The sequence below is a fragment of the Methanohalophilus portucalensis genome (genome assembly GCF_002761295.1).
Classification (GTDB): Archaea; Halobacteriota; Methanosarcinia; order Methanosarcinales; family Methanosarcinaceae; genus Methanohalophilus; species Methanohalophilus portucalensis.
The window spans coordinates 1-24,976 of sequence record NZ_CP017881.1 but is presented as its reverse complement, the minus strand read 5'-3'; the positions used below and the strand labels follow the sequence as shown (position 1 = coordinate 24,976).

The 24,976-nt window shown below is 43.9% G+C and carries 23 protein-coding genes and 1 rRNA gene; 10 read left to right on the top strand and 14 right to left on the bottom strand.

The window, feature by feature from the left end:
• Positions 1–85 precede the first annotated feature (85 nt).
• From folP to BKM01_RS00100, 5 genes are read right to left on the bottom strand one after another with little or no spacing between them, the layout of a single operon-like run.
• A complete protein-coding gene (folP, locus tag BKM01_RS00120; RefSeq protein ID WP_072361583.1) occupies positions 86–1,318 on the bottom strand; it encodes a dihydropteroate synthase in 1,233 nt (410 codons plus the stop codon).
• A 36-nt stretch (positions 1,319–1,354) separates the two neighbouring features.
• The gene (locus BKM01_RS00115; protein ID WP_072361586.1) at positions 1,355–2,215 is read right to left on the bottom strand and encodes a tetrahydrofolate dehydrogenase/cyclohydrolase catalytic domain-containing protein; all 861 of its coding nucleotides are present in this window, start codon (positions 2,213–2,215) and stop codon (positions 1,355–1,357) included.
• Positions 2,216–2,224: 9 nt separating this feature from the next.
• Positions 2,225–3,466: a serine hydroxymethyltransferase gene (glyA, locus tag BKM01_RS00110; RefSeq protein ID WP_072361589.1), complete on the bottom strand. Its 1,242-nt coding sequence runs from the start codon at positions 3,464–3,466 to the stop codon at positions 2,225–2,227.
• A gap of 36 nt (positions 3,467–3,502) precedes the next feature.
• On the bottom strand, positions 3,503–4,111 hold the full coding sequence (gene purN, locus BKM01_RS00105) for a phosphoribosylglycinamide formyltransferase (RefSeq protein WP_072361592.1): 609 nt from the start codon (positions 4,109–4,111) through the stop codon (positions 3,503–3,505).
• A gap of 55 nt (positions 4,112–4,166) precedes the next feature.
• On the bottom strand, positions 4,167–5,126 hold the full coding sequence (locus BKM01_RS00100; RefSeq protein WP_072361594.1) for a transcriptional regulator: 960 nt from the start codon (positions 5,124–5,126) through the stop codon (positions 4,167–4,169).
• 66 nt (positions 5,127–5,192) lie between these two features.
• Between BKM01_RS00100 and BKM01_RS00095 the strand changes: the two genes are divergently transcribed.
• Positions 5,193–6,470, top strand: coding sequence for a tRNA(Ile)(2)-agmatinylcytidine synthase (locus BKM01_RS00095; protein WP_072361596.1), 1,278 nt, complete (start codon positions 5,193–5,195; stop codon positions 6,468–6,470).
• A gap of 2 nt (positions 6,471–6,472) precedes the next feature.
• On the opposite strand, the gene BKM01_RS00090 is transcribed toward BKM01_RS00095, so the two are convergent.
• Positions 6,473–7,255 carry an NAD+ synthase gene (locus tag BKM01_RS00090; protein ID WP_072361598.1) on the bottom strand — a complete coding sequence of 261 codons (783 nt, stop codon included), beginning with the start codon at positions 7,253–7,255 and terminating at the stop codon, positions 6,473–6,475.
• Positions 7,256–7,374: 119 nt separating this feature from the next.
• Between BKM01_RS00090 and BKM01_RS00085 the strand changes: the two genes are divergently transcribed.
• From BKM01_RS00085 to BKM01_RS00075, 3 genes are read left to right on the top strand one after another with little or no spacing between them, the layout of a single operon-like run.
• The gene (locus tag BKM01_RS00085; RefSeq protein WP_072361600.1) at positions 7,375–8,742 is read left to right on the top strand and encodes an ATPase domain-containing protein; all 1,368 of its coding nucleotides are present in this window, start codon (positions 7,375–7,377) and stop codon (positions 8,740–8,742) included.
• A gap of 44 nt (positions 8,743–8,786) precedes the next feature.
• Complete coding sequence (locus tag BKM01_RS00080) at positions 8,787–9,263, top strand: NOB1 family endonuclease (RefSeq protein ID WP_072361602.1); 477 nt, start codon at positions 8,787–8,789, stop codon at positions 9,261–9,263.
• A gap of 55 nt (positions 9,264–9,318) precedes the next feature.
• Positions 9,319–9,930: an orotate phosphoribosyltransferase-like protein gene (locus tag BKM01_RS00075; protein ID WP_072361604.1), complete on the top strand. Its 612-nt coding sequence runs from the start codon at positions 9,319–9,321 to the stop codon at positions 9,928–9,930.
• An 8-nt stretch (positions 9,931–9,938) separates the two neighbouring features.
• Here BKM01_RS00075 and BKM01_RS00070 read toward each other — a convergent pair whose 3' ends face one another.
• Positions 9,939–12,071 carry a DHH family phosphoesterase gene (locus BKM01_RS00070; protein WP_072361606.1) on the bottom strand — a complete coding sequence of 711 codons (2,133 nt, stop codon included), beginning with the start codon at positions 12,069–12,071 and terminating at the stop codon, positions 9,939–9,941.
• Positions 12,072–12,256: 185 nt separating this feature from the next.
• Here BKM01_RS00070 and BKM01_RS00065 point away from each other — a divergent pair, with 185 nt between their 5' ends.
• Both BKM01_RS00065 and BKM01_RS00060 read left to right on the top strand, forming a co-directional pair.
• Entirely contained in the window at positions 12,257–13,021 is a 765-nt protein-coding gene (locus BKM01_RS00065; RefSeq protein WP_072361608.1) for a slipin family protein, read from the top strand.
• A 9-nt stretch (positions 13,022–13,030) separates the two neighbouring features.
• Positions 13,031–14,332, top strand: coding sequence for an NfeD family protein (locus BKM01_RS00060; RefSeq protein WP_072361611.1), 1,302 nt, complete (start codon positions 13,031–13,033; stop codon positions 14,330–14,332).
• On the opposite strand, the gene BKM01_RS00055 is transcribed toward BKM01_RS00060, so the two are convergent.
• The 5 genes from BKM01_RS00055 to hisI all read right to left on the bottom strand — a co-directional run bounded on the left by BKM01_RS00055 (position 14,333) and on the right by hisI (position 20,022).
• On the bottom strand, positions 14,333–15,652 hold the full coding sequence (locus BKM01_RS00055) for an AIR synthase-related protein (protein WP_072361614.1): 1,320 nt from the start codon (positions 15,650–15,652) through the stop codon (positions 14,333–14,335).
• 9 nt (positions 15,653–15,661) lie between these two features.
• Entirely contained in the window at positions 15,662–16,270 is a 609-nt protein-coding gene (gene hisH / locus BKM01_RS00050) for an imidazole glycerol phosphate synthase subunit HisH (protein WP_072361617.1), read from the bottom strand.
• A gap of 46 nt (positions 16,271–16,316) precedes the next feature.
• Positions 16,317–17,609, bottom strand: coding sequence for a UDP-glucose dehydrogenase family protein (locus BKM01_RS00045; protein WP_072361619.1), 1,293 nt, complete (start codon positions 17,607–17,609; stop codon positions 16,317–16,319).
• Positions 17,610–17,780: 171 nt separating this feature from the next.
• Positions 17,781–19,607, bottom strand: a complete 1,827-nt coding sequence (locus BKM01_RS00040) for a PINc/VapC family ATPase (RefSeq protein WP_072361621.1) — start codon at positions 19,605–19,607, stop codon at positions 17,781–17,783.
• Positions 19,608–19,659: 52 nt separating this feature from the next.
• Positions 19,660–20,022, bottom strand: a complete 363-nt coding sequence (gene hisI / locus BKM01_RS00035) for a phosphoribosyl-AMP cyclohydrolase (RefSeq protein ID WP_072361624.1) — start codon at positions 20,020–20,022, stop codon at positions 19,660–19,662.
• A gap of 99 nt (positions 20,023–20,121) precedes the next feature.
• On the opposite strand from hisI, the gene BKM01_RS00030 reads away from it, so the two are divergent.
• From BKM01_RS00030 to BKM01_RS00015, 4 genes are all read left to right on the top strand, one after another.
• On the top strand, positions 20,122–20,886 hold the full coding sequence (locus BKM01_RS00030; protein WP_072361627.1) for an RAD55 family ATPase: 765 nt from the start codon (positions 20,122–20,124) through the stop codon (positions 20,884–20,886).
• Positions 20,887–20,912: 26 nt separating this feature from the next.
• The gene (locus BKM01_RS00025) at positions 20,913–21,974 is read left to right on the top strand and encodes a hypothetical protein (protein WP_072361631.1); all 1,062 of its coding nucleotides are present in this window, start codon (positions 20,913–20,915) and stop codon (positions 21,972–21,974) included.
• Positions 21,975–22,069: 95 nt separating this feature from the next.
• Complete coding sequence (locus BKM01_RS00020; protein WP_072361634.1) at positions 22,070–22,393, top strand: HesB/IscA family protein; 324 nt, start codon at positions 22,070–22,072, stop codon at positions 22,391–22,393.
• Positions 22,394–22,446: 53 nt separating this feature from the next.
• A complete protein-coding gene (locus BKM01_RS00015; protein WP_072361637.1) occupies positions 22,447–22,797 on the top strand; it encodes a nascent polypeptide-associated complex protein in 351 nt (116 codons plus the stop codon).
• A gap of 23 nt (positions 22,798–22,820) precedes the next feature.
• Here BKM01_RS00015 and BKM01_RS00010 read toward each other — a convergent pair whose 3' ends face one another.
• Complete coding sequence (locus BKM01_RS00010) at positions 22,821–24,248, bottom strand: dihydrolipoyl dehydrogenase (RefSeq protein ID WP_072361639.1); 1,428 nt, start codon at positions 24,246–24,248, stop codon at positions 22,821–22,823.
• A gap of 595 nt (positions 24,249–24,843) precedes the next feature.
• Positions 24,844–24,965 (bottom strand): 5S ribosomal RNA (rrf, locus tag BKM01_RS00005).
• Positions 24,966–24,976 lie beyond the last annotated feature (11 nt).

Below are 24,976 nucleotides of genomic sequence, written 5' to 3'. Positions count from 1 at the left end.
CAATAAAAAACCGGCAAAACTCACTCCGCCAGCATGACAAAGAATCTCATTAAAGGGTTTAGATGATAGGATCATTTTGATACCTTCAGATTTTTTTCATATAACGGTATTCAACATCAGATTCCTGTTTCAGTGCATCTTTGATGAGTTTTGATATCAACGGAAGGTTTCGTGCCTGGCATTCCAGCTTATCGGCAAGTCTTGTGACCTGAAGCAATGTGCCCATTACAATTACATCGGTCCTCTCGATCTCGTGGGAAACAGCATCACGTTCAAGCGCTGCATCCCCGCCGCGTGACAGGGTCTCCTGCTTGATGATCAGGGCCTCGGTAGTGGTAATGTTACTGATACGCAGCACACGATTCACGGCCTTATTCTTCATAATTGTGGAACCCGTTCCGGTAACACCGATATTTTTCATCATATGAGCTGCATCATTGGGGTTTGTGATGTCAAGCACACTGACCTCAAAACCCTTTTCCTCCACGACCGGCTGTCTGCCCCTTATCGCCTCAGCTATTCGCACAGCATCAGTTGTCGCAGCCACATCGTGGGTGCGTATAATGTGCGCCCCTTTGTGTACAGCAATCGCAGTTGCTGCCAGACTTCCATATAATCTTTCAGCAGCGGGCTTGTTCAGGACCTCGCCTATGAAGGATTTACGGGAAAGGGCTGCAAGAAGCGGTTTACCAAAGGTCTGCAGACGTTCAAAACGGTCAAAGGTCTCAAGATCGTATATCGGATCTTTTTCAGGGACCCATTTTCCAATAGCGGGATCCAGAATTAATCGATCCGTATCAATACCCTTCCCTTCACACACCTCAATGATTGATTCCAGGGAATCCATAACTGCATCCATCCCAAGCACGTCACCCGGTACTTTCCGGGAGGCCATTACAACAGCAGGACATGCATGGTCTGCCACCACATCCACCATGTTTTCATCTGCCATGAAACCGGAAACATCATTTACAAGGTCAGCGCCCCTGTCAAGACACTGGTCGGCAATATCCGCAAATACAGTATCCACTGAAAGAACAGCATCCACATTCCCTGAAAGAGCCTCTATTGCAGGAAGTAATCGATCCCGCTCTATTTCCTTGCTTATAGGTTCGGCAAGGGGCCAGGTGGAGCGGCCGCCTATGTCAAGCACGGTCGCACCTTCCTCCACCATTGCAGAAGCAGCATCAATCAGGGAATCTTCCCTGACAACAGACCCCTTGTAAAAGGATTCATGGCTGAGGTTCAATACACCCATCAATCTTACAGGTTGGTTGTCTCCTACATTTAGTCCGCATATGTCAACATCGACGACCATTGAAATTACCAGATGTTTTTATATTTAACAGGATAATTATTCAATTTCCTTTGCAGCAAAGGTCACATGGGTCAGAAGCGTGGCTATAGTCATAGGTCCCACACCTCCTGGCACCGGTGTAACAAGTGAGGCTTTATTCACAACATTCTCAAAGTCCACATCACCATATATCTTGCCTTCTTCTTCGGTGATTCCCACATCAAAAATAACAGCTCCTTTTTTGACCATATCTTCTTTGATGAGATGCTTGACACCGGCTGCAACTACAAGTATATCGGCACCTGTGGTGTAACTTTTGAGATCTCTGGTATAAACATGGCATACCGAAACTGTAGCATTACGGTTTAAGAGCATTGCTGCCATGGGTTTACCAACTACATTACTGTGGCCGACTATCACAGCATCCTTTCCTTCAATATCTACATCATAATACTCAAGAGCCAGGATTATCCCCGCAGGCGTGCAGGGAACAAAACCTTCGTCACCGATCATCAGGTTGCCCATGTTATAGGGATGAAAACCATCCACATCTTTTGCCGGATCAATAGCCTGCATGGCTTCTTTTGCATCCAGATGTTGAGGCAGGGGCAACTGAAGGAGAATACCATGGATATCTGCACGTGTGTTCAGATCCTCGATCACATCCAGCAGTTCTTCCTGGGTAATAGAAGCGTCGAGTTTCTGATCCTCCGCATAGATGCCTACCCTGTCACATGCTTTATGCTTCAGTCGCACATACAATTGTGAGGCGGGGTCCTGCCCCACAAGGATAGTTGCAAGGCCCGGGACCATACCGGCATCAGCCTTCATAGAAGCTATTTCTTCTTTTAATTCTGCCTCAATCTGCTTTGAAATCGCTCTGCCGTCTATGATTCCCTGTTTAGCTTCACCCGCCATTAAATCACCTTAGAGATGCTTGTATATCGGGAAGTCGCTACACAGCTGTTGTACATCAGCATTAACCTGATCCAGTACAGCCTGATCTTTTGGATTCTGAATTACTGTTTCTATAAAGTTAGCAACATCTTCCATCTGGGCTTCCTTCATACCACGAGTGGTGACCGCAGGAGTACCTGCACGCAGACCGCTTGTGATAAAGGGGCCCCGGGTTTCGAAAGGTATAGTGTTCTTGTTGATAACAATCCCACCATTACTCATATAGGTCTCAGTCTCCTTACCAGTCAGATCATATTTGTTGAGATTGATAAGCATAAGATGGTTATCCGTGCCACCGGCCACAATATCAAAATCACGGTCTATCAGATTTGAACAGAGAGCTTTTGCATTTTTCACGGTCTGTTTCTGGTCCTGCTTGAACTTATCAGAAAGAGCTTCCTTAAACGCAACTGCCTTGGCAGCAATAATATGCATAAGAGGGCCACCCTGAAGACCCGGGAAGACTGTTTTATCCACACCTTTTGCATATTCTTCACTGCACATGACCATCCCTCCACGGGGACCCCTCAATGTTTTGTGTGTGGTTGTTGTTACAAAATCAGCATATGGCACAGGGCTTGGATGTTCACCGGCTGCAATTAGGCCTGCGATATGAGCAACGTCCGCAAGCAGGTATGCATCCACTGAATCAGCGATTTCCCTGAAGCGCTTGAAATCGATCGTGCGGGAATATGCAGAAGCACCGGTCACTATCATGCGGGGTTTTTCCTTTTTTGCCATTTCCTCGAGGGCATCATAATCCAGCTCTTCAGTTTCCTCTGCTACTCCATAAGGTACAATATCATAAAGTTTACCTGAAAAACTTACAGGACTTCCATGGGAAAGGTGCCCTCCGTGGGAGAGGTCCATTGCCATTATCTTGTCACCAGGATTGAGGACGGAGAAATAAACAGCCATATTGGCACCTGAACCTGAATGCGGCTGGACATTCACATGCTCGGCACCAAAAATTTCCTTGGCCCTTTCAATCGCCAAATCCTCTGCAATATCAACAAATTCACAGCCTCCGTAGTACCTCTTCCCGGAGTAGCCTTCTGCATACTTGTTGGTCATAATGGAACCCTGAGCTTCCATTACCGCCCTGCTTGTGTAATTCTCTGATGCTATAAGGTTGAGTTTATAGTCCTGTCTTTCGGCCTCGAGCTCAAGTGCTCTGGCAATATCGGGATCTGTTTCTGAAATATAAGACATATTGTTCCTCCTTGTATCTTTGAATTTATGAGATGATTATGAGATATGTACGCGTCTTCCTTTTATGTCCAGTCTTCCTTCGGCAAACAACTTAACTGCTTCGGGGAAAATAATATGTTCCTGTGCAAGTATTCTTTCAGAAAGGGATTCTTCAGTATCTGAATCAAGTACAGGTACGCTTTTTTGTAGAATAATCGGGCCGGAATCCATCCCTTCGTCAACAAAATGTACAGTGCAACCTGCGATTTTTACACCATAGTCCAGCGCCTGTTTCTGGGCATGCAGACCTTTAAAAGAAGGCAAGAGTGCAGGATGGATATTCATTATCCTGTTACTGTAGGCCTTTATCACATTGGAACCCAGGATTCGCATGAAACCGGCAAGTAAGAGCACATCTGTACTGAATCTTGCAAGAACGTCCAGAAGTGCAGTCTCAAATTTTTCTTTGGATTGATAAGCAGCCGGGTCGATAAAAACAGCATTTATGCCATGATCCATAGCCCTTTCAAGGCCATAAGCGTCCTTTTTATCACTTATAACCACACTGACACAGGCATTTGGGATATAACCATTTTCCACATTATCAATAATAGACTGTAGATTAGAGCCCCTGCCGGATATCAGGACTGCAATGTTGAGAGTCATTGCCCATCCTAAGGGAATTGCCATATATTATAGTTTTGGAAAAACAATCCAAAAATCAATAATCAACAGTCGCACTGGCCCTTTCACTTATAAGGTCATCCAATTCTTCTGAATCCGAAAGGGAATCCAATTCCTTTCTTTCGATCAGAACTGTGTGTTCTACCGATGTAATTTTACTTTCTCCTTCAATGATATAAACCGATCTTGTACGCGTGATAGTAGATATATTGCTCATCAAATGGGCTCGCTTTATCATCGCATTGCTGTATTTACTTACCCCGGTAAGGAAAGTAGTGGAACAGTCCCTGGAAACTGCATTAAAGGGTGCCTGAGATATTGAAAGTACATCATAGCCTAGCCCGTAAATGAAACTCAGGATACCATCTGTAGGAGGCTTTAAAGTGTCATTTTCATCAGGTTCCTGACGGGAACGGTGAAACGGACCCAAAATATCAATGGATTTTGCAAGCGCCACATCAAGCAACTCTTCCAGTTCGAGTACAACATCAATGGAAGCATCCATGCAGCCTTCCTCATATTTACTGATGGTACGCCGGGATACTCCCAGATGTGACGCAAGGGAACCAATGGACATCGAAAGTTGACTTCTGGCATCCCGCAGCACATCGCCATCAATGGAAACATAGAGACCTCCAGGAGCCGCTGAAATCAGAGGAGGTATACCTTCTACAAAATAATCATAAAGGGTCTGGACATTAAGAGCAGGAATCTCATACCGGACATAGACTACGCTATCTTCAAGCATCTGATCACGCGTTTTTGCCCCAATCAGCATCGGAGTACCACCGAGATATCCTGCCAATGCTTTCATTTCAGATGCTGTTTCTTCATTCAGGCTATCAATATTATATAATGCCTTACAGAAAAGAAGTACACCATCCTGCCTTGCTGCCAGATCAAAACTACGAGGTCTAATGTTACAGCGGCTAGATACAGTAAAATTACTCTTTTCCAGTACATCAATGATTTGATGTATTAGAATGTCTTTTGTCATGACAAACTATAATGTCCTTGCACATCTATATAAATATATCTACCCACAAATGCATGATTGAAAAACATGATCATAAGCTTTGATGATACAGATTCCCGCAGTCTTGGGATGTGCACCACATACCTTGGTGCCCTATTAATGGATGAACTTAAAGCGTATGGCAAGCCCGCCGGTCTGCCTCTACTTATAAGGTTGAATCCTACCATACCCTTCAAAACAAGGGGAAATGCTGCAGTTGCGATCAAAATAGAAACATCTGAACCTGAAAAAGTCAAAAAACATGTAATACAGAGAATAGAAGAACTGGCACAGATGGAGGATGAAAATACAAATCCAGGTGTGGTCTTTCTAGAAAATAACAATGATGAAGTTAAAAATGCCCTGGCCGCCTTTTTTAAACGGGCTGTGCAACACGTAATTACCATCCAGGAAGCAAAAGCCCTCATTGAAAAATACGAACTTGATGCCAGAGGATACAAAAACAGCCGTGGTCTGATAGGAGCACTGGCCGCCTGTGGTGCCATGCTGGAAGAGGAATGGGACCACACTTATGAATACCTCTCCTACAGGCAGAGAGAAGCATGGGGTACACAGCGATTTGTAAATGATAATAGTGTTATCCGGGCAGATGATGCCACCTATCCTCATACATGGGACAACCGTGATATTGCAAACAATATGGTGGTATGCATACCTCATTCGCCAGACCCTGTCCTTTATGGTATTCGGGGAAAAACGCCCGAATACGTCTCCCATGCTGCCTCCATTATAGAGGGAGAAGTTACCGAAAGAGATGCAATTTATAAGACAAATCAGGGAACCGATATGCATCTGATTCCAGCAGAAAGTATCAGCAACCTGCAGGACATGGAATCATACATAATCCAGGGATTTGTGGCTTCAACTCCCCGTACAATTGAAGGAGGGCATACCCTATTCCTTATCAGGGACAAAGAGGGAGAGGAAATGGAATGTGCAGCTTTTGAGCCCACAAAAAACTTTCGAGAACTAATTCGTAAACTTACCCCGGGAGATTATATTACATTACATGGAAGTGTCAAGAATAAAACACTGAATATTGAAAAAATTGATGTGATGGAACTTGCGGAAAAATACAAGAGTGTTAACCCCCTGTGTCCCAAGTGTGAAAAGAGTATGAAATCTGCCGGGAAAGGACAGGGATATAGATGCAGGCGTTGCAAAACACGGGCAGATATAGCCACAAAATCTAAAGTTGAAAGGGAAATAAAAACCGGAATATATGAGGTCCCACCCTGTGCCCGCAGGCATCTTTCAATGCCTCTTATCCGGAAAGAAGGAAAGAATATTCACCCTTCAAGGTAATTTCAGATCCTTATATCTGCAAGGTCACCTACGGGAGGCATCATTCGTTTGTGCATATTGGAATCGACACGCTGGAGAAGTTTGTCCAGCTCGGCCTCTGAGACACCACATTCTAAAGCCACTTCTCCGGCCTCCTCTCCTGCAAGCATTTTTATCAGGATGTTGTCGATTGTAGCATAGGAATGCCCCAATTCATTTTCATCTGTCTGGCCTTCCCAGAGAGCGGCGGATGGGGATTTGTCAATGATTCCGCCGGGAACACCTGTCACTTCCGCCATTTGGAAAACTTCAGTTTTGTAGAGGTCCCCGATTGGTTCGAGGTCCACCCCGCCATCGCCATACTTGGTATAATAACCTAACAAGATTTCGGTCTTGTTTCCGGTACCTGCCACAAGTCTGCTGCCAAGATTGGCATAATAGTAAAGAACGGACATCCTTATCCTAGCTTTCAGATTGCCGTTGACATATTTATTAGCGGGATCAGACCCTGGCATATTTACCAGATACGTTTGAACGATTCCCCCTATGTCAATGGTCCTGAATTCAATCCCGAGCCCATTGGCCACCGCGGTTGCATCCAGTACATCTTCCGGCGGTGTGACATTCAGTTCAGGAAGATGCAGCCCCAGTACATTCTCAGAACCAAGTGCTTCCACTGCCAGATGTGCCACAAGCGCAGAATCCACTCCACCGCTGATACCTACAACACAACCGGTTACACCGGCATCCTCACATTTCTTGCGAATGAAATCCACTATTTTTTCCTTTGCTTGCAGAATGTCCATTTATATTCACCTGAGATGGGATTATTTGGACGGATTGTATTAATACATTTACACCGGAAGGAATGAGGTTTAAATAAAATAAAAGATATATTTTAGATGAATATATAAAGGAGCATTTAATGCAACAAATCACCACCCACATCCAGGGCCTCGACAGTATACTCAAGGGAGGTTGGAATTGTCCTTCTGCAACCCTTGTAGCCGGTGTTGCAGGCAGCGGGAAGACCACATTTGCATTACAGGCATTATGTGAAAGTGCAAGAGAAGGGAAAGTTTGCCTGTATGTTACTTCGGTCAATGAACCCGCCACAATCGTGAATAACTTTGTGTCAAGACTGAGCCATTATGATGTATCCCGGATATCCAGAGGAAACATACACCAGATATCCATCGATATAAAAACCCTCGATAGAGGGATATATTCTTTCATGTGGAACCTTGAGGATTCCATTGAAAAAATCAAACCAGAGATCATCGTTATTGATCCCATTACAATAATAGGATGTAGTTTCGACAAGAATACCAGAAGAAGATTCTATTATGAATTTTTCAAAAGGATGAAAAAATGGAATTCACTGGTACTTGTTACCGGAGAGATGTCAGAAAAGGAAATAGAAGAAAGTACACTGGGATATGTAACAGATGGGATAATACATCTTACAAATAAAGAAGAAAGACAGCAGAGAAATCGCTACCTTGAAGTACTAAAATTACGGGGACAGGAATACATCCCGGGCAAACACAGTTTTTCCATAACCAGTGAGGGAATAACAGTACTTCCCTGGCAGGACAGGATATCCAAACGTGAGGAAAACAAACTAGTTGAAACCGGCCTGTGCGGGCTGGACTATATGCTTTGTGGAGGCCTTAGAGGAGGTTCGTCAAATTATATCGGGGGGCCCACAGGCACTGGCAAAACCCTTATGGGTATCCGATACGTAAATAAAGGAGCTGAACAGGATGAAAAGGGCATCATTGTTTCATTTGATGAAACAAAAAATGATATCCTGAATCGTGCTGAGTCCGCAGGGATGGAACTTGAAAAACATATTCATACAGGAAATATCGAAATATTACAACTCTCCACAAATGATTTTGCGAGGCATTTCCACGAAATTCAGCAGACAGTAGAAAAGGTCAATGCGAAAAGGATTTTTGTTGATGATGTGGAAAAACATATGAAAACTATGGAAGGAGCCAACTTTATCCAGCATCTTGTGGCAAAATACAAAAATGCAAATATCACACTCTTGATGACAGGAACCATATCATCCGGACTCCCGACAATAGGTGAAGCCGGCAAAAATTTGCATGCTGACAGCACCATAGCAACCTGTTATGTAGCGGATAAATTACATTTGAAAAAGGGCCTCATAGTCCTCAAGAACTTCAATTCAAAGCATAAGAAAGAAATCCATGAGATTAATATTGGCGAAGATGGGCTGGAAATTAAAGGAATCTTACCCCTTACCGATATAATATCATGAAGAGGCGGGCTTAATTTTAATATTCCTTTAACATATCTAGCCTCATGAAAATTTATATAGCAGACACCGGCGTTTTCATCAATCGAAAAGGTAGGGACCGCCAGCTCGTTACAGTACCTGCAGTAGTAGATGAAACGAAGGCAAAATACACAAGTATGGAAATGTTGATCGCCCTTGAAACCGGGGCAAAGGTTGAGCAACCAGATCCTATGTTTAGGAAAAAAATCGTGGACAGGGCAGAAAGGACAGGCGATATCGAAGAACTTTCCGGGACCGATATCGATGTGCTGGCAAAATCTCTGGAATATGGGAAAAATGCTGTCCTGATGACAGATGATTATGCTGTGCAGAATGTAGCAAGCATGATTGGTATAAAGGTAGAATCCATATCCCAATCCAGAATAAAGGACAAAATAATCTGGGGGAAAAAATGCACCGGCTGCATGAAAAGATTTGACAATGGTGAAGAATGCCCTATCTGTGGATCCCCCCTCAAGAAAATACGTAAAAGAAAGATATAATATTATAAAGGATGTATAGGAAAACAAATAGCATAAAACAGCACGTGGGGATAAAATGAAAAATATAGAAGAACTTATACAAAAAGCAGTCGAACTGCAGTCCAATGGTCTTGTTACCGGCCAGATCGCAAATGAACTTAATGTTTCCAGGGATACTGTCACATGGCTTCTCATGCGGGGTAAAAGAGGTGCTGAAGCCCCTGCGCCAAAGGACATCTCTGTCAACTGGAGTGCCATAGGAAAAAGCTCTTTCCGCCTGCGTTATATTTCACAGGCCCTGTGTGACATGGTGCTCGAATCCCTTGATAAGAGTGACCAGATGGTAGACATGGTAGTGGGAATCGGATTAAGCGGTGTACCCATGGCCACCATGATTGCCGAGGAATTGGGTGTCGAATTTTCTATATTCCACGGTTATGACAGCCAGAAAGAGAGGGATCAAAACACAGGAATTTTTAGCAGAAATTTCGGGCATGTCGAAGGAAAAAACTGCATTATTGTAGATGATGTGGTCTCATCTGGCTCAACGATTACCGATGTAATTGAACAAATAAAAAAAGGTGGATCCAACCCAGTGGCTATTGCGGTCATTATTGACAAGAAAAATTCGGAAACAATCAGCGGAGTTCCTGTGAACTCACTTATCAAACTGGCAAGAGTGGATTAAAGGAGATATTAGATCTCCGTATCCACTTCATACTGACCTATTTTTTCCACGAGTTTGGATAGGACTGTTTTACGCATTCCTTCCACAAATTTGATACTTCCTACAACAAGGTGTCCACCGCCATTCACCCCTCCACCGACAATTTCCTCATGGAGGTTTCTGACAATTTCAGGGATATTCATCTTAACCCCGCGGGACCGTATGACTGCAAAATCCGGCCCATATCCAATCGTGACAATGGGTTTGCCTTCATTTTTCCTGCAAATCCTGTCATGAACTTCCCCGGAGGTCTTGCCAGGAGCCGGGAATGTGAATTTGTGAGCATAGTTCTCCACATCAAGCACATTCATTATAGCACCATTGGGCAGTTGTTGTGATTTGACATTGGGCATACATGCCTCAAGTTGCTCATCCATCATAGCTCTTGCCTGCTCACACAGCAGATCTACAAGTTGTTTATGCCTGGTGGAGTCACCAAAATTGAGAAGATCGTTTACAATTCCCCTTCCACTGTTGAATTTCAACCAGTAGGCTTCAAAATCAAGGGCCAGGGCAATATCCTGCAAATTTTCCAGGGAATACCTGGAAGATACGAGATCAATATACTGATAGGCCTCATCGGCCTCTGAACGATCCCCCACAGCAGCGATTGCAGGGAGATGTTTTATCTGTTCAGTGACTTCAGGGTTGATCATACGAGCAACTTCTGTGGAAAGCATACCAGCGGTCTGTCCAAAGTCCCCACCCACATGTGCAGGGTTTACATGAGCCAGCAGGTAATCATCAACGAGCTTATCTGGATGATGATGGTCCACAACCACCATATCAATACCATATATCAATGCCTGTCTCATGGCGGGTACGTCTTCCTCCGTGGAACCGTTATCCACCATCACAACAAGCGGCAGTTTCTGGTCATGCCTTTCCGCATCTTCAAGAGCAAAGGAAATATCCTTTGTCACATCCATAATCTCGTAGAATGGAGCCTTTGAAGGAGCACGTTTGTAGAAATAGTATTCTCCATCCTGGCCGTTGACTTCACGAATAAGAGGCAGGATTGCCTTTTCAATGGCCACTCCTGCAGTCATGCCATCAGCATCAGCATGATGGCGCAACAAGATCGGACGTGACCTTAGAATGGCTTTTTTGATAATTCGGGCAACATCTTTCATTGCAGGGCGCAGGTCTTCCAGAAACTTGCTTTTGACAAGGAATTCTATATCAGAAGGTTCCGCCCTCTGGTCAAGTATACGATCTATACGTTCCCTGACGATCTGCTCTCTTTCATCTTTGAGCTGCTTCATGCTCTTGACTTCAAGCTGCAGATCCTCACCCCTGAGGTTGACCTCCCCTGTAAGAGATACGACCATATCCGAATCAATGTCCGGATATGCCCGCTCCCCTGCACTTTCAAAGGCTGCACAGGGAATTACCCCGCCTTCATCGGAAATTACAAAAATGGTGGGACCACCTGTTTGTTTGACCTGGAGCACCTCTCCTTCAATACGCACAAGCTTACCCACATAATCCTTCAATTCAGACGAAATACGCACCTGCATTTCCTTTTCAACTTCTACGACCTTGTGCTCTCCAACACTTCGTGGTAGCAGGTCCATTTTCCCATCGGAACGGATCTCATTTATCTCTACGATCAGCCTTTCCCCGGGTTCAAGTTTGGCCTTTATGTTGCTTGAATGGATCAACCCGCGCAGATTAGAATTCAGGTTCACAAAGGCCCCAAATGACGCTAAGTTGTTTACCTCTGCGTGGTAATATTTACCTACGGAAAGCTCGTTCATGTCACAGGAGTCGTCCAGCATATGGACAACCTTTACCTCATTGCATGATTTGCATATCTCGCGTCCGTCTATCAGGTGGTCGATGGATTTGCCGCATAGGTCACAGCTATAAAGAAATCCTTCCCCTCCGCAGGAAGGACATGGGTCCTTTATTTCAACTTCCCCGCTACCACCGCATTTTTCACATACGGAACTTCCTTTGAGGAAGCTGTTTACATCTTTTTCTGAAAGTTCCATAAGATTCATTGATTTTGGTTTCCCGGAGCCCTTACATTCAGGACATTTCTGTATAGAGGATTCACGGACACCAGTTCCGCCACATTCACTGCATTTTTCTTTCATTGTATCTGTGTTGCTGATTGACCTGCTTGTTTATGTAGGTTGCTGCAAAGAGAGAATTTTATTTGGCATTTTAAATTTATCTACTTACAGAGAATTACAATCGTAAAATATCCACCTGTTCCATCCATCCCACCAATAACTTTTAGAAGTATTGTTTGCAAAGTATCATAAAGGGAGAGTTTAGCATGGTAGAACAATATATAATTCCTGCATTAATCGTATTAGTAATAATCCTGTCCCAATCCATCAAAGTGGTAAAGGAGTATGAGCGAGTGGTCATCTTCAGGCTGGGCAGATTTAGCGGAGTGAAGGGTCCGGGTGTATTTTTCATAATTCCTATTATCGATACTGCAGTCAAGGTAGATTTGCGTATCGTAACAATAGATGTCCCGAAACAGGCAGTTATCACCTATGATAACGTTACAGTGGCAGTGGATGCAGTCATCTATTACAAAGTCCTCAAACCCGAATCAGCAGTTACAGAAGTTGAGGATTACAAGTATGCAACCTCAATGCTGGCACAAACAACCCTGCGTGATGTAGTTGGCCGAATAGAACTTGATGAAGTTCTTTCTGGAAGAGAGGAGGTCAACAAGGACATACAGGAGATACTGGATGCGTCCACCGATCCATGGGGAATTAAGGTCACCTCGGTCACCCTGAGGGATGTGAGTGTTGATGAAAAGATGCTCAGGGCCATTGCCCAGCAGGCTGAGGCCGAACGTGAGAAACGGTCCCGTATTATCCTTTCAGATGGAGAGTACAAGGCTGCCCAGAAATTACTTGACGCCGCCAGGCTCTATCAGGAAGTCCCCACCACAATAAAACTGAGGGAGTTGCAGACAATAGCCGAGGTTGCCAGGGAAGGCAACACGATTGTAGTAACCAACACCTCTGACAGTGGAGATATAGCGGCCCTGACCGAAGCATTCACTTCAAAGAACAAATAAGGAGGAGCCATGAGGGTAAAGGCCCTTTTCCTATTTCTTTTTGCATTTTTACTATTGACATCTGCAGCATCAAATGCAAGCTGTGAAAAAGTACTGGTACTGGAGATGTCAGATTCCATCACACCGGTATCCGATGATATGGTAAACAATGCACTTGCAATTGCTGAAACCGAAGATTATGAAGCACTGATAATTACCCTGAATACCCCGGGAGGAGGTCTGCAGGAAACCCTCAACATAATAGAGAGCATTGATGCCTCACCTGTGCCTGTAATTGGCTACGTATATCCCGAAGGGACAAAAGCATGGTCTGCCGGAACACTGATCCTTATCAGCACCGACATGGCGGCCATGGCACCATTCACTGTGATTGGTTCGGCCCAGCCTGTACAGGCATCCCCTGCCGGTGGATCAGAGCCCATCAACGATTCTAAGATAATAAATGCCATCGTAGCCCTTTCTAAGGAAAAAGCAAGCAAGCATGACAGGAATGTGACCGCTGCAGAGTTATTCATCACTGAAAATCTCAATCTAAACGCTGAGGAAGCAAAAAACAGCAATGTTGTCGAGTATATAGCAGAAGATATCCCCGATCTGCTTGAACAGGTGGACGGAGAAACTATCAAGAACAGGCAACTCAACACCTCGGGCGCGGACATTGTCAATTATGAGCCAGGCCTGAACCTGTACCTTATGAATATAATTTCCAATCCCATTATTTCTTCCCTGCTGCTAATGATAGGCATTTATGCCATTGTTCTGGGAATTTCCAGCCCGGGAGCAGGTGCGGAAATTTTCGGTGCTATTCTTATAGCCCTGGGTCTGATTGGCATGGGTTTTGATGTCAATGTAGCAGCACTGTTTTTGATTGGTGTGGGGGTGGTCCTGCTGATTCTCGAATTGCAGGCGCCGGGATTTGGCATATTCGGTATTGCAGGAATAGTGTGCCTGATAGCAGGCAGTATATTCCTGGTGCCTATGGATTTCCCACGCTGGTATACGCCAGCAGACGTACAGAGGAGTATGATGTTCTATATTGTTATACCCACAATAATAATCGGACTATTCTTTGCCTTTGCAATATACAAAGTAGTACAGGCTAAGGGACGCAAGCCGATTATAGGCGAAGAAATGAGCGGTGAAATTGCCGAAGCGATAGATCCTATATCCGAAGGGAACCCGGGTTATGTGCGATACAGCGGAGAATACTGGAAAGCACGCTCCGAAGACACCATCAGCCCGGAAGAAAAAGTGGAGATACTGGAAAAGGATGGACCCGTGCTCATTGTCCGTAAGTTTAAGGGGAAGTAATTACTGCTCCCCCAACATCTCCACTATACGTCTCTTTTTGGATATCGCTTCTTCAGCCGCCCTGTCAACCGCTTTGCTCATTGCCTCGAAATCATCGGGAGTTGTATCTCCGACCATTTTCTTAATTGGTGTGTAGGCAGATTCACGGAAACGTGGCGTGAAGTCCCGGCGCTGCCCGTCAATCACAAGCTCGGCACCTTGCCCTTTTTCAACATAACCAACTGTTGCAATGTCGACACCGGCATTCTGAACGGTTTCAAGAATTTCCTGCTCATGTTCAGGAGGGACTATTAAAAGTAGGGAGTCCAGGGATACACCCAGATAATCTATATTGAGACTTTCAAGCATATCTAAGACCCGGGGGTTTACGAGCCCACGCATATTTTCCTCTTCAAAGACAAGCTTGACTCCTGCAGTCCTTGAAATTTCCTTGGCATCACCGCGTACCCCTCCGTTGGTAACATCGGTCATCGCATGTACCTTTTTATCCAGGTCTTTTTCAAGGAGTGCCTCGCATGCCTGGAGGAATTTGATATTGATGGTCTCATCCACCACATCATGCATCCCGTAATAAAGAGCTGTTGTGGAAATAGTTCCGCCACCTGCACCTTCTGTCATGAGAATCACATCCCCTATTTCGGCCCTCTCCCTTGCAGTCATCGCGGAAGCAACTCCCACAGCACCGACACCACCGGTCATTCGATCTCCGATTACCATATCCCCTCCAATACGCAGGGTACTTCCGGTCACGAGAGGGATGTCTGTAAGTTCTGATACCGCGGTGATACCTGCGACATGGTCGAAGATCTTTGCCACATCCCCATCATCGGCCACATGGATATCCGAAAGCAGGGCAAGGGGCCTGGAACCCATTACATAAACATCCCTTAAAGAGGCCCTGGCCACATGGAAACCTGCAAGGAAAGGGAAATCACTTAATCTGGAGTGGATGCCATCGATTGTAACTATGAGGAAATCCCCTCCTTCCATCTGCACAGCTCCGGAATCATCCAGATGGGTGCTGTCTACTGCAGCTTTGGTGCTGCCTATTACCTCGGCAATTTTTTCATGGGCATAGAAATCACCGGTGCCTCTGGAACCCACTCCGAATTGGCCCATTGTTACGCCTGAAGTGATAGGAGATAGCACGTCCCCTTTTACATCTATAGTTGCCCTGGCTTCTTCAACTGCTGCTTTTGCCAGCGCAATAGCATGTTGTCTGTCGGTGTCCTTTATTTCCATGATACGATCTGCAAGTTTATCGGCAATTCCCTCTTCTCCACGAAGCAGGGCATGCCTGGCATAGCCTTCAATATCCATGATTAATCCTCAGCACATTTTAACAAAATTACTTAACATCCTCAACCCAACTTCACCGCTTTTCTCCGGATGGAACTGGGTTCCTATTACATTACCCCTCTCGTTAATAACAGATGCCGCAAATTCCACACCATATTCACATGAGGCAAGAGTATGATCATCATCAGTACTCACATAATAGGAATGCACAAAATAGACATAGGAATCATTCTCGATGCCCTCATAGATAGGATGTTGCTGTGTTATATGAAGAGAGTTCCACCCCATATGTGGAACTTTAAGTTTACTATGAGGAAAACGAACAACGTTACCGGGAATGAACCCCAGCCCATCACGCATGCCTCCTTCTTCGGAATTTGTCATAAGCATCTGGTGACCCAGACAAATGCCAAGCAGGGGTTTGCCTGATTCGACATAATCATACAGTATATCCAGGAAAGGCTCGATGTTGCGCATGGCATCACTAAACGCCCCTACACCGGGCAGCACTACCCCATCACTGTTCTCGATGTCTTCCGGGTCCATAGAGATATTTACAGAAGCTTTGGCATGTTCCAGCCCTTTCTGGACACTCCTGAGATTGCCAAGGCCATAATCAATGATGGTTATTTGTTTCATGTCAGATTAAAAAAGGGTTTTGATACATCAATGTATCGAACAATGCTCACCAGCATAACCCCTCATACTCCACATCGTCCAGTTCTTCAGGATTGAGAAGATAGCGCCCATCGATCAGGAGTTTCCTATCCATCGAATCAAATTCAGTGTTAAGTTTTCTGAACTCATCCCATTCAGTCATCAGCAGGCAGGCCTGTGCCCCCTCAAGAGCTTCCTGTGCACTGGATGCATAGGTGATTTCGGGGAAGATCTTGTTCATATTATCAGAGGCAAGGGGATCATAGGCATGGATATCCGCTCCTTTTTCCAGCAATTTCCTGATAACGGGAATCGAGCGGGACTCACGTATATCATCGGTGTCATTCTTGAAAGCCAGACCCAGCACTGCAATCCTTTTATTTTTGATCTCCGGTAGTTTATCCTCGAGAATCTCAACCATCTGGAGAGGTTGGAGTTCATTTACTTCGATTACTGATTCCAGCAGGGAAGGATAATAATCCAGATCTTTCGCACTTCCAATCAGGGCACGGACATCCTTGGGGAAACATGAGCCACCAAAACCCGCCCCACTGTTCAGGAAAGCCGGATTTATACGGAAATCCCTGCCTACAGCATCCATTACCTGATAGGTGTCAATACCCAGGCGTTTGCAGATGTTGCCCACCTCATTGGCAAAAGATATCTTTGTGGCCAGAAAAGCATTATTCACATACTTGATCATTTCTGCTGTACGTATATTTACGCTGGTAACCTCACAATCAATATCCCTGTAAAGACCGGATACCAGGGAATCGGAACGTCTGTCAAGGGAGCCTACCACTATTTTATCGGGATTCAGGAAATCATGAACAGCACGGCCTTCACGCAGGAATTCGGGATTCATGGCAAGCCCGAGAGTATCTCCAGCCTTATGTCCGGAATAGTCCTCCAGAATGGAACGAACTACCCCTTCTGTTGTACCGGGTACAACCGTACTTTTCACCACTACGGTATGATAAGCATTTTTGGAAGCAATTGATTCCCCAAGACTCTTACTTGCAGCGGCGACTATCGAAAGGTCAATCTCACCGTTCTCTGAGGAAGGTGTGCCCACACAAATAAAAGATATATCCGAGTTCTGTACAGCATAATCATAATCAGAAGTGGCGATCAGGCGTTTGCCCACATGTTTGTTCATAAGGTCTTCCAGACCCTCTTCCCAGACAGGGGGATAACCATCATTGAGTTGCCTTACCCTTTCTTCATCAATGTCTATACAGATGACTTCGTGACCCAGTTCGGCAAAACAGGCTGCTGTAACCGAACCCACATAACCTGAACCTATAATAGAAACTTTCATAACAATAACTCCCGGCTGTGTAAATTGTTGATAATTATATATTAGGATGATGGTTTGCCGGGTTAAAAAGACACGAAGGAAACATCAGAATAAAAGGATTTGTCATATCAAAAAGGGACATGTAACCCCGAAGGGTTAAACACCGTATATTCAGAAATATAACAATTGAATTTACAGTATTTTTATTAATACAGGGTAACCCTCATCGATTCCATCAACAATCTCATCGGCAATTGGAGAACCTTTACGTACCTTGATATCTCCATGTCTGCTTACAGTTGCAGTGAAAAGATATTGCTCACCTACAAAAACCTCCACATCGGTCTTAGCCAGTTCCGGTGCTGAAAGGACAACGTGTTTCTTCGTATGCTCGATTACCGGCCTGACTTCCATAGGGGATTCTTTTTTGGACTGACCATCAAACTGGCGTACATCGATATGTACCCCCAGCATTTTTTCAATGCGGTCAATCACAGAACCTCCCTTTCCTATTACCTTTGGGACATCATGTTCAAAGACCTTTACAACAGCCTTACTATCATTTACCATTTCCACTTCTACCGGACCACTGGCATAATTTTCCACAACCTCACGTATTTCACCTTCAGCCAGGTTCCAGGCAGGTTTCTTGAATTCCAGGGCAACAGGCATCACAACTACCTGCTCACCATAGGTGTAAATCTCATACTCGACTTTGCCTGTTTCAAAATCCGACACTGTGATTACCGGTCTTGCAAGATCAGCTTCGGTCATACCAGAAGGAACCTTTACAGTGAAATCCAGTATCTGGACCTTTGCAACTTCTCCTTTTTCGATAAATACAACTGTATCCACTACCTGCGGAATCACGCCCAGCTCAACCCTTCCTATCAGACGCTGCACGGCATCTACTGCCCTGTTGGCATGTACTACACCGACCATGCCAACCCCCGCAAGCCTCATGTCAGCAAAAATACCGAAATCCCTACTTTTTCTTACCTCATCATAAATCGTATAATCTGGCCTCACAAGCAAGAGTACATCTGCCGTATTGGCCATATCATCATCCAGAGGAGCATACTGGGTGATCTCACGGGGAACCTGAAGATCCCGCGGGGATTCCATAGTCTTTACAACATAACCACTTTCATGCAAATATATAGCAAGCCCGGCTGCAAAAGTTGATTTCCCCGCACCCGGAGGTCCTGAGATCAGAACGCCTCTCTGCATATCCACACGTTCCTTAAGCTGCTCACTGAGCCTGTATTCATCGAATTTCACAGAGGCTACCGGACGCACAGCTGTAATTTCAATATCATCCGAGAAAGGTGTCTGGGAAATAGCAATCCTCATATTACGGATCTGCAGAACGGAAGCTCCTCCAGTAGACATTTCAGTGAAAGATTCATTGTCAGCCCGGGCCCTCTCCAGAAGTTCTCTGGACATTTGATGCAGTTCACCATAACTGCAGGGTTCATCACGGATTTTTTCAAATCTCACGTCCCCAATACTGCCTCTTTTGGCCATCGGGGATACTTTGTTTTTCAGGTGTACCGACATCGTGTCATCAGTGAAGAAATTCTCTATGTGCAGAGGAATAAACTCAGCCGATGGTGGATGAATATATTCCACCTCCAGCCCCCTAGCACGACCAAAATCCGCCTGGAGCCTGTCCCCCGTAACAAAAAGCGCATCAAAATCCTCTGCAGTTGATCGTATAAGGGCATCTATTTCCCCTCCTTTTGCAAGTTGCACCTGCTCAAGGTTGGGGCGCTCCCCCACAAAATCAAGCTCTATAAGACCTTCCTGTTCAAACTGATTAAGCTGATTAAGCTCTTCCAACCCCTTTTGCCCGATTTCAAGCCCCCTGTTTGCCTGGGCTTCCAGTTCGGCAACTACAGCTTCGGGAATCAGGATCTTTGATCCCCTGTACTCTCCCTCCTTCACCTTTTGGGAAATGCGGCCATCTATAACTACGCTTGTATCGGGTACGATCTTCAGAGCTTTAGGATTATCCATAATTATTGCTATGATACGAAGATATTTAATTTAATTGCATCAGGTGTAAGGATTAGTAAATATCTTCGGGATCAAAGACCTTTTTACCAACTATATCTCCCTTAATATTCCTGTAAAAACAAGACCTATAACCCACATGGCATGCAGCCCCGTCCTGTCTTACTTTAAGGAGCAAGGTATCCATATCACAATCCACGAGGATGTCCCTTACATGTTGAATGTGGCCCGAACTCTCCCCTTTTTTCCACAACTTCCCACGACTGCGGCTCCAGTAGTGTGCAATGTCGCTATCAAGGGTTTTTTCGAGAGATTCACGATTCATGTATGCAAACATCAATACCTCCCCGGTCTGATGGTCCTGCACAATTGCCGGAATAAGGTTATCTTTGAATTTCAGGTCATCTATAGCTATCATCGAATCACCGTAAATAAAACTATAACTATAAAAACTAAGAGGAATGAATATATAAAAAGATTGGATATTTAAATCTATAATTGATATTGCGGTGATTACATGGATTACGCTTTCGATGAAAACATGGCACAAAAAGTACGCACAGGAATACTGGGACTTGATGTGCAACTGGGGGGAGGAGTGCCCCGGGGAAGTACGATTCTTTTACTTGCAGAACCCGGAGCCAGCTCTGAAATATTTGCCCAGCAGTTTGCTTATGGGGGGCTAACTGATGAGGAAAACGTTTATTACCTGACATCAGAACAACCGGTCTCCGAAATAACCTCTGAAATGAAAAATTTTGGATGGAACATAGAAAATTACATTGAAAGCGGAACTATGAATTTCGTAGACGCCTACAGCCTTCGCTTTTATAATGTTCTCCCAAAATCATATTCAGAATCCCTTTCTGCGAAAGATTTCATAAAACAAAATACCGATCCTATGAATCTTCTCAAAGCAACTGCTACACAAGAGAGAAAAGAAAAATACAGGGGAATTATAGATTCCATATCTTATTTCCTGCGAGCTTATGAGCTTAATAATGTAGTAGATACAATTGAGATTATATCATCTGTAGGAAAAGCTACAGGTGCCGTCCATCTAATAACAATGACCGCTGGCATGCATGACAATATAGTTGAAAATAATCTGAAAAATGTCTGTGACGGTGTCATTGAATTCAGAATGCGGGAAAGGGGAAGCGAGATCGAAAGGTCCATATTGATTCGCAAGATGAGAGGTATGATCCCCTTAAACCGGACGATTCCCTACAATGTAACCGAGAAGGGAATTGAACTTGAAACTACTACCAGGGTACTTTAAAATTGATAATTTAAATTGGTGGAAAAATGAAACAAAACGTTACACAAATATTGAAGGACATTTTCACATCATCTGGATACAGGATAGTGGACTCCAGTATCGCTGACTTAATCGCAGAAAAAGATGAAAAAAAAATGTACATAAAATTCAGCAATCTCCTGAATACATCATATATTGAAGATTTTGCATACAACATCCGCGATGGGGCCGGCCTTATAGTAGCAACAGGAAATGCCTCTGAGGAACAAATTGAATTTGCAAAGAAAAAAGGGGTTATTGTGTGGGACAGGGAAGAGCTTGCATACCAGATCGGCAACGCTGTGCTGGCAGACATCGAGGGGGAAAGTATTGAACTGGGAGAACAAAGTGCCCCTGTAGAAAAAGCCACAGAAGAATATATCATCGCTGATGACAAGAAAAAGAAACCAAATGTGTTTGCTGGCACCAAAAGGGAAGTGGAAAATAGAGCAATTGAAAGCAAACCTGAGGTGAAATCTGATGTTGAGACAATACCTTCAGTTGAAAACAAGGTTATCGACCTGCACAGTGCCCCTGTAAATATTACCGGTGAGCGTGCGATATCAATTGCAAAACCACATCAAAGGGATGTCACGAATGCGGCACTAAAGTTTGTACCTTTGTGGAAATATACTTATGAGATTCAGGCACAGAGGCAATTCCGATCCAAGATAATAGACATAGAAGGTGATGGGGAGGGATACTTTAACTCAATGAATGAAATTTTTGAGGAATTAGATCTGCCTGGAATAAGTAATCAGATAGAGGTAGAAGTCAGTGACTATGAAGTCAAGGCCCCAATCGTAACAAAAGAAGAGGCCACCAAAGCTATCTATGAAAGAATAATTGACCAATACACCAGAGATGTCAAATTCGATAACACTATAGGCGAAGCTATAATTTCCGAACACAAACGGATTTCCCCTTCCAAAAAGGAGATTGAAATGGAAATTGAGATGGTTTATTTGCCCGTATGGGAAGCTAAGGGTAAAAGAAATTCGGTGGAAATAAACGCTACTAATGGGGAAGTATTATTAAATCCGGTCGATAATGATGTGGAGATTATGTGAATAGTTCCTAACCGAGCGAACAATATATATAGGAAAAATTTATATATATGATCCATTGCTAAAGGGAACCATAGCGAACCCTTAAGGAGAGAAACATGGTAGAAATAACAGAAAAGGCAGCAACAGAACTTAGATCCCTTATGGAATCAGAAGACAAAACAGACCACGCATTGAGAATTTTTGTCGCAGGGATGGGTTGCAGTGGTGTACAGTACGGTATGGCACTTGACAATGAAACCAAAGAAGATGATGTTACTGTCACCGACAAGGAAATCAAGATCGTGATGGCAAATGACATCAATGAAGAACTTTCCGAAGCCACAGTAGACTTCATAGAAACCCCTCAAGGCAATGGATTTGTCATCGACAATCCAAGTGAAATGAGTGGATGCGGTTCATGCGGCGGCAGTTGCCACTAAATTATATATAACTGCAAGTAATATGACATCATCCTTAAAAGGAGACATGATATATGATTCCAGGAATGGGCGGCAAGGGTATGAACCCAAAAAAGATGAAACAGATGATGAAACAGATGGGAATTAGTGTAGATGAAATTTCCGATGTGGAGCAAGTAATCATCCGTACCCCTGACAAAGATATTGTATTCAATGATGCAAACGTAAGCATAATGAATGCACAGGGGGTCGACACATACCAGATCGTTGGCACTCCTGAGGAAGTAGCAAGGGAAGTTGAAATCCCCGAGGATGATGTCAGGCTTGTCACCGAACAGACAGGTGTGTCTGAAGATAAAGCAAAAGAAGCCCTCAAAAATGCCAACGGCGACTTGGCCGAAGCGATTATGCAACTGTCCTCCTGAAAAAGGAGGGCAGTCTTCCGATTTTAAGATTTTTCAAGCTCTTTTTCTTTAAGGACCATATGATACTCCCCTATGGAGTATTGAGAATAAAAAGCTCTTTTTACAACTTCACTCAGGGAAGGATGTATATCCATTGAATGTACAAGCGGATGAGTCTGGGGACCATCGACATACATCAAGGGAATTACCTGATGTATAAGTACCGATGCCTGAGGCCCTATAATGTGAATTCCAAGGATTTGTTGAGAATTGTCCTCAATAATTACTTTCACAAAATAATCATGCAAATCCATTGCAAGGCCTTTGCCTGTATTTTCGAATTCTTCAAAACCAATCGAAATACTTTCTTTACCGAAAGATTCGATTGCTTCTGTTTCACTTAATCCCGCACCTGCTATCTCGGGCCAGGAAAATACAGCATGGGGAACTGCATGATAATTCACCATTATGTCCTGTCTGAGAATGGCATTCTGGAATACAACAGTTGATTCATAGTTACCGACATGTTTGAAAAGCTGCTGTCCATTACAATCACCGAAAGCCCAGACATTCTTGCAGGTTGTTTCAAGATTTTCATTAACCTTTATCCAGCTTTTTTCATCGGTACCAATATCCCCTTTATCAGGATGCAGAATGTCGGAATTGGAGGTTCTGCCTGCAGCCAACAGGATTTGTTCAGCTTCAATGATGATCTCATCGCCTTCACTATTTATCGCAGTAACCTTTTTCATTCCATTATTCTCGCCTACCCTTACAACCCTGTAGCCAGTATGGATGTCTAAATATTGCTCCATCTTCCTTTTTGCAAGAATGGATATTTCGGGCTCTTCCTGTTGCAGAACCCTCGGGCCGTTGCCAATAACAGTGACTTTGCAACCCATGGCAGAAAAAAAGTGTCCGTATTCAGCTGCTATATAACCTGCTCCCACAATTATAAGACTTTCAGGGAGAGATTCCATATTCAGCACTTCATCACTTGTTAGATATGCAATGCTATCCAGACCTTCAATTGGCGGTACGAAGGGCTTTGAGCCTGTGCAGAGAAAAATCATTGGAGCTTTGAGAGTTTCATCCCCCACCTCCAGGGTATACGGTGCAATAAACCGTGCAATACCATGATAATAATCCAGTACATCATCAGATTCCAGCCCTTCACGTATCAGGGCAATGTCGGAGTGAATGGCATTTCTCATTCGGTCCATTATAAATTTGAAATCAATCTTATTAATTTTTGCAGAAATACCAAATTTCTGTGCTGAATTTATTTCACGTACAATTTCAGCCGGATACAAAAGCATCTTTGAAGGAATGCATCCCCGTGTTAAACATATGCCACCTGGTTCATCCTTATCCACAACAGCAATATTCATTTCCGGGTTTTGCTGGAGGATGGACCCCACATAATTCATACCCGAGCCAGTACCTATGATAATCAAGTCATATTCTTTCATATTATTATACCCCATCCAGACATTATATCCTATCACAATTATAGATAATGGTGAAAGTTACACAATAAAACCTACTAGATAAGCAACAGATCCCAAACCTGCATTACTTCAAGAATCCTGGCCTGAGACCCGATGCATTTTCCCTTGAAGGATGTTTGAGAAACGATCTGGATACGAAGATGTATATCAACGATATAATTAGCGATAAAAAGACAGAAAATGTTGCAAACACCGAGTTACCAATCCTTGTCAAAACCATATAATTTTGTATGGTTTCAACGTTAAATGACATATTATCAGTCCAAAATGCCGTTTATTTTTGTTCTGACAAGTGTCTTGAGTTTAATCTTTCATCTCATTCAACATGCCACTATCTGCATTATAAACAAAAATAATTGATGATATTGTCACTAAACTTCCCTTTAGTAGAAAGATAGGTCTGTGTAGAATATATCTTTACTGTCTACCTAGTATTCACTCAACATCAGGCTATCATAATAGATTTGATCTGGTATTGATTCCTCTACCATGTAAATACTTGCAGGAAATTAATTTTAGATTACATTATTGAGAATAAGTAAGAATTAATAAGTTGAGTCAGCAGCGATGCATATTTCCCAAAGGCTCTCGCACTTTAGTACAGTATACAACGCTGGCAGGCTTATCTTCTGTGTTCGGGATGGGTACAGGAGTTACCCTGCCGCTATGGCCGCTGTCCTCAACTTATA